Source organism: Brotaphodocola sp. (genome assembly GCF_050873065.1).
Lineage (GTDB): Bacteria > Bacillota > Clostridia > Lachnospirales > Lachnospiraceae > Brotaphodocola.
In genome coordinates this window covers 1-6504 of sequence record NZ_JBNMIC010000091.1, presented here as the reverse complement: position 1 = coordinate 6504, position 6504 = coordinate 1, and the positions used below count along the sequence as shown (strand labels likewise).

Genomic DNA, 6504 nt, shown 5'->3' with positions numbered 1-6504 from the left:
GTATAAGGGGTGGAAATCTGCGGCTTGTGGTACACAATCGGAGCAGAACGCAGGGCAATCGTATCGCCGGTCTGTGTCACAGCGAGTTTTGCAACTGCACCGATATCACCTGCCTTGAGTTCCGGAACCTCAATCACATCTTTACCTCTGAGCAGGTAGAGCTTTGCGATCTTCTCCTCCGCATCCTTATTGACATTGTAGATCGTGCTGTCCGGTTTCAGGATACCGGTACAGATCTTCATCAGAGAATATTTTCCGATAAACGGATCTACGATGGTCTTGAAAACTCTTGCGGATAAGGAGACCTCATCGTTGTATTTTGCGGTGAAACGCTCGCCGGTGGAGACGTCCACACCGATACACTCAAACTTGTCCGGAGACGGAAGGTAACGGTCAATGACCTGCAGAAGCGTCTTAAAGCCCTGGCAGTTCACACCGGATCCCATCAGAACCGGAACGATCGAACCATCTATCACATGTTCCCTCAGAGCACCCTGAATCTCCTCAAGCGTAAATTCCTCGCCGGAGAAGTAGCGCTCCATATATTCCTCACTGGTCTCTGCAACTGCCTCGAGCAGTGCGTCACGGGCAATTCCGAGATTCTTCTGGGAATAATCAGGAATCTCACATTCTTCGTAATCACTCAGATTGGTGAATCGTCTGCCTGCCATCTTTACCACGTTCACGTAGCCGACAAACTTTTCATTCTCACGGATCGGGAGCTGGAACGGAGCGATGCATCTTCCAAATCTTCTCTCCAGCTTCAGCACGAGCTCACGGAAGCTCGCATGGTCGTCATCCATGTTGGTGACGAAAATAACTCTCGGCAGGTGCAGCTTATCACAAAGCTCCCATGCCTTTTCCGTACCTACTTCAATTCCTGCCTTGCAGTTCACAACGATGATTGCAGCATCGGCCACACTGGCTGCCTCTTCCACTTCACCGACAAAATCAAAATATCCCGGCGTATCTAACACATTGATCTTCATGGGGCCGTGATCTCCGGCATACTCCAGCGGGATCATGGAGGTAGAGATTGAGAACTGACGCTTGATCTCTTCTTTGTCATAATCACTGATGGTATTTCCATCTGCAACTTTGCCCATACGTTTGGTGACTCCGGTTACCAGTGCCAGCGCCTCCGCAACCGTCGTCTTACCGGCCCCGCCATGGCCAAGCAGAACGACGTTACGGATCTGTTTCGTTCCATATACGTTCATAAAATCCCTCCTGTTAAATTAGATTTTTGTCTTATGGATATATTTTACTAAAAATTTTGTAAAATTTCAAGAGTTAAATGCAATTTGCACGAAAAAATTTTCTGATTTTTTCAATCTGTGGGAACGTTCGTGAAATTACAGGCGTTTTTCCATTGTTTATCATGCAGATGCGCCAATCCTCCGCATCCTGTCAGACGTTATAACAGAATTTTCTCTTCAAAGTTCTTATTCAAAGGGCGGTCTGCCTTTTTCTCCATGCTCCCCCGCGCCCATGGAATTATCATCATCGCTTTAAAGTGATGAATCGTTGACATTTGCTATCACATACGATAAAATGATCTTGTTTCGTATGATTTTCCCAGAAATAAAATGATAAATATACTTTGTAAAAATCAGGAGGATTTTTCCATGATAGATTCCACATTTGGGTTTATCGGTTTCGGACTGATCGGAGGTTCCATTGCCAAAGGTATTAAGCGTGCAAAACCAGACGCTCGCATCATGGCCTACATGCGCACCCGTGCAAAGCTTGAGCAGGCACAGCGCGACGGCATCGTGGACCTCATTTTAGACGGACCCTGCGAATCGCTTCGCGAATGCGACATCATCTTTTTATGTACCCCGGTTGAGTACAATGCCCGCTATCTCTCTGAGATTCGCCCTTACCTCAAGCCCGGTGCGATCCTCACCGATGTCGGAAGCACAAAGAGCGACATTCACAAAGTCGTGACGGAGCTTGGAATGGAAGATGTCTTTGTCGGCGGTCACCCGATGGCCGGCTCCGAGAAGACCGGATATGAGAACGCAACCGATCATCTGCTCGAGAATGCTTACTACATCATCACCCCGACTGCAAAAAGCCGCAAGGAGGATGTGGAGCGCATGGTAGACGTCGCAAAAGCGATCGACTCGATCCCGATTGTCCTCGACTATCAGAAACATGACCGCATCGTCGCTGCGATCAGCCATCTTCCGCACCTGATCGCCTCGAGTCTTGTCAATCTCGTCAAGGACTCCGACGACGCAGAGGGACGAATGAAACTTCTCGCAGCAGGCGGTTTCAAGGATATCACCCGAATTGCCTCCTCCTCACCGGAGATGTGGGAGCAGATCTGTATGACAAACACCGGCAATATCATCGATCTGATGGATGACTACATCGAGGCGCTCTCCCATATCCGGGATGAGCTTCATCAGAAAAATGGAACGGCAATCTACGATCTCTTTGATTCCTCCCGCACTTACCGCAACTCCTTCACCGAGCGCGCAAGAGGTTCTGTGATCCCGGATTACTCCTTCACCGTCGACATCGTCGATGAGCCGGGTGCGATCTCCACCCTCGCCTGCATCCTGAGTGCAAGAGGCATCAGCATGAGCAACATCGGAATCAACCACAACCGCGAACACGGCGAGGGCGCACTGCGCATCACCTTCTACGATGAGAACAGCATGAATGCGGCCTGGGCACAGTTAAAGAAATACAATTATGAACTGATCAAAACCCCGTAACAGGGCCTGAAACAGTTAAAAAAGCAGTCGAAAAAAACGTTAAAAAAACCGTTAAAAATAAAGTACATCTCACTACATTTAAAAACAGGGGGTTATCGATAGTTATGAAATTTACAAGATCAAATGGTCTTCACGGCGAAGTCACCATTCCGGGAGATAAATCCATCTCTCACCGCAGCGTCATGTTCGGCTCCATCGCAAAAGGCGATACCGAAATCACCAATTTTCTTCAGGGAGCGGACTGTCTCTCCACAATCTCCTGCTTCCGCGCAATGGGAATCGAGATTGAGAACGACGGAAACCGCGTTCTCGTCCATGGAAAGGGACTTCACGGTCTCACAAAGCCGGATCATGTCCTTGACTGCGGAAACAGTGGCACAACCACCCGCCTGATCTCCGGCATTCTCTCCGCCCAGAATTTCGATGTGACTCTGACCGGTGACGCCTCAATCCAGAAGCGTCCGATGAAACGAATCATGGATCCTCTGTCCCTGATGGGTGCCGACATCCGGAGCATCAACGGAAATGGCTGTGCTCCGCTTGCAATCTCCGGTCGTCCGCTTCACGGCATTCACTATCAGTCTCCGGTTGCCTCCGCCCAGGTCAAATCTGCAATTCTCCTCGCGGGTCTCTATGCAGACGGAGAGACCCGCGTGACGGAGCCTTATGTCTCCCGCAACCACTCCGAGCTGATGCTCTCCCACTTTGGCGCTGATGTCCACACTGAGGACACGACGGCTGTGATCCGCCCCGTGAAAGAGCTCTACGGACAGAAAATTGAGGTTCCGGGCGATATCTCCTCCGCAGCGTTCTTCCTCGCTGCCGGTCTTCTGATCCCGGACTCCGAGATCCTGATCAAGAATGTCGGCACCAACCCACCCCGAGACGGCATCCTGCGCGTCTGCACAGACATGGGCGCTGACATCACGCTGCTCAACGAGAAGACAAGCGGCGAGCCGACTGCCGACCTTCTCGTGCGCTCAAGCAAGCTGCACGGCACCGTGATCGGCGGAGCTGTGATTCCGACCCTGATCGATGAACTTCCGATGATCGCTGCAATGGCATGTTTCGCTGAGGGAGAAACCATCATCAAGGATGCAGCGGAATTAAAAGTCAAGGAATCCAACCGAATCGCCGTCATGGTGGAAAATCTTTCCGCAATGGGAGCCGATGTGGAGGAAACCGAAGACGGAATGATCATCCGCGGCGGAAAGCCCCTGCACGGGGCTGTGATTGACAGCCATCTCGATCATCGAATCGCAATGACCTTTGCAATCACCGGATGCATGGCGGACGGCGAGACCGAGATTCTCGGAGCTGAGTGCGTCAACATCTCCTACCCGGGATTCTATGAAGATTTAAAGCGTCTTTCCAAATAAATAGAATACGTGCAACACAGGAGGAGGGAGAATTCTTTCCTCCTGTTTCTTAATTTTCTCTTTCGTTTTCTTTTCATCTTCTTTCATTCGCTTTTCAATTCCCCAAAAAACCTTGGCAATCCAATTTTCCTATTGTATAATAAAACCCGTGAAAATTTAATATTGAATTAGGAGACGAAGAATGAAAAAGTACACACGATTAAAAGCACTGCTTTTAGGCTGTGTCTGTGCACTCACCACAGCATTCTCTGCTGTGCCCGCACGGGCTGATACCATTGTTGCCTCTCAGGATGCTCCCTCGGGGAATTCGATATCCACAGCGATCTCGGTAGATGGAACCAATACCACTTCCACCGGCGCAACGCTCTGGGTAGTCGGAGACTCCACCGCAGCTGCATTCAGCGATACCAACTATTACTCCCCCCGCTACGGCTGGGGAACCCAGCTTGGTCTCTACATCAAGGGCATCAACATTCAGAACCTCGCGGTTTCCGGCGCAAGCTCCAAAAGCTATGCTGACATGAGCCAGTATCAGCAGTTGATGCAGGGCATCAAATCCGGAGACTACGTTATGATCGGCTTTGGTCATAACGATGAGCGCGCAGAACTCGGACGTTACACCAACCCGAACGGCTCCCCTTCCACCAGCGGTTCTTTCCAGTACTATCTCTATGAGAAGTACATCAAACCGATCCGTGACAGAGGCGGCAACCCGATTCTTGTCACCCCGATTGTCCGCAGAAATATCGCAAACAACTACACCGGCGAGAGCGGACACATCACCAGCACGGTGAAGAACGAAGAGGGAACTTTTGAGGGCGGAAATTATGCCAAGGCAATCTGGGCAGTCGGTGTCGGCAAGAGTGTTCCGGTACTCGATCTGACCGCACGCACAAAGAGCGTTTACGAGCAGCTCGGTGCAGACGGTGTCAAGAATCGTCACGCCTGGACTTCCCAGCGTGAAGTCAGCATCGACAACACGCACACGAATCTCTACGGCGCACAGTGCAATGCCTGGTTTATCGCAGACGAGCTATTAAAGAGCAACAGCGATTTAAAGAACTATGTCGTGTCCAATCCACAGGTTCCGCAGTTCGATGACAACTCGATCAATACCTCCTATCAGGGAAGTGCATTCAATGCACCGACAACCCTCAGCGCTCTCTGGTATCAGGCAGGCGACTGGAAACCAACCGTATTCGGTGATATCGATGGACCGGAGTATTTAAACAACCTTTACTTCAGCCTTCATCCGGAAAACGATGGTTCCATCCGCATGGCAGTCGGAGAACCGTCCGGTGGGGTCCGCGCTGCTTCCGTCGGCAAGATCGCACAGAAGAGCGATGGAATTGCCATGTATTATCAGGCTGTTCCTTCCAACCGGAACTTCACGCTGTCTGCTGACATGACGATCAACAGTTTCGGCAAGAACAATCAGGCTTCCTTTGGTCTGATGGTTCGCGATGACGTCTATCTCGACACCATCTTAAACGACACGCTCGGTGATTACGTTGCAGCAGCTCCGCTGATGCTTGGCTCCAGTTCTCCGTGGAACTGTTTCGCCCGCAAGAACGGCGAGCTGATCTCCGGCGGCGGCCTTGCAAAAGGTTACAATGCAGGAGATACCGTTCATGTTGAGATCCGCAAGGGCCCGGACGGTTATACCTGTGTATTCGGCGAGAATCCGGCAGTTTCCGCAGGATTTGACTTCCCGCTGACTGCAATCGATTCTGACAACGTTTATGTTGGAATGTTCGTATCAAGAAATGCAGATGTGACCTTCCGCAATGTCAACCTGACTTTACAGTAACAATAAGCAGAAAACTTTTTTCAAAACAAAAAGAATCCCCTTTCATGCAGAGATTGATTTAAAATCGATTCTCTGTGCGGAGGGGGATTTTTTATGCCCTGCACTGCTACTCTCATTTGTATCTGTCGTATATGATGGCAACATCGCCTATCGTCTGCGGCGTATCCCTGATACACAATCTGCGACAACATAAACAGCACAAAAATGGCGGGGAGTTATCTCCCCGCCACCCTTGAATCTATTCCTTACGGAATTTAGTTTTTCAACTGATTACTTGTTCAGCAGTTCTGCCGGAACCTCAGCGCCCTCAACCAGAGCACCAAGATTTGCTGCATCCTCGCTGAAGTAGTACCACTGATCGCCAACCTTATTCCAGCCGGTGTACATTCTTCCGAATGTGCCGTCATGCTCGGTGTGCAGATAGTACTTGTTGCCGTTGTTCTCGAACCATCCGGATACCAGATAGCCGTTATCAGCGAAGTAATACCAATCGGTCTTTCCCTGCCATACCAAGCTGTACCAACCGGACTTCGCATAGGTGTTATCGGTGTAAGAATACCACCAGTCAAGAGACTCCGAAGCTGTT

4 protein-coding genes and 1 pseudogene are annotated in these 6504 nt (G+C 50.3%); 3 read left to right on the top strand and 2 right to left on the bottom strand.

Annotated features, from left to right (window positions below; translation table 11 throughout):
- On the bottom strand, positions 1-1220 hold a 1220-nt coding region (locus ACR0QE_RS12885; protein ID WP_432628740.1), incomplete at its 3' end, for a GTP-binding protein.
- A gap of 408 nt (positions 1221-1628) precedes the next feature.
- On the opposite strand from ACR0QE_RS12885, the gene ACR0QE_RS12880 reads away from it, so the two are divergent.
- The 3 genes from ACR0QE_RS12880 (at position 1629) to ACR0QE_RS12870 (ending at position 5918) form a co-directional block, all read left to right on the top strand.
- Positions 1629-2729, top strand: coding sequence for a prephenate dehydrogenase/arogenate dehydrogenase family protein (locus ACR0QE_RS12880; RefSeq protein WP_432628739.1), 1101 nt, complete (start codon positions 1629-1631; stop codon positions 2727-2729).
- A gap of 104 nt (positions 2730-2833) precedes the next feature.
- Positions 2834-4108, top strand: coding sequence for a 3-phosphoshikimate 1-carboxyvinyltransferase (aroA, locus tag ACR0QE_RS12875; protein ID WP_432628738.1), 1275 nt, complete (start codon positions 2834-2836; stop codon positions 4106-4108).
- Positions 4109-4289: 181 nt separating this feature from the next.
- The gene (locus ACR0QE_RS12870) at positions 4290-5918 is read left to right on the top strand and encodes a GDSL-type esterase/lipase family protein (RefSeq protein WP_432628737.1); all 1629 of its coding nucleotides are present in this window, start codon (positions 4290-4292) and stop codon (positions 5916-5918) included.
- Positions 5919-6188: 270 nt separating this feature from the next.
- On the opposite strand, the pseudogene ACR0QE_RS12865 reads toward ACR0QE_RS12870, so the two are convergent.
- A pseudogene (locus tag ACR0QE_RS12865) lies at positions 6189-6504 on the bottom strand (hypothetical protein); the annotation flags it as partial.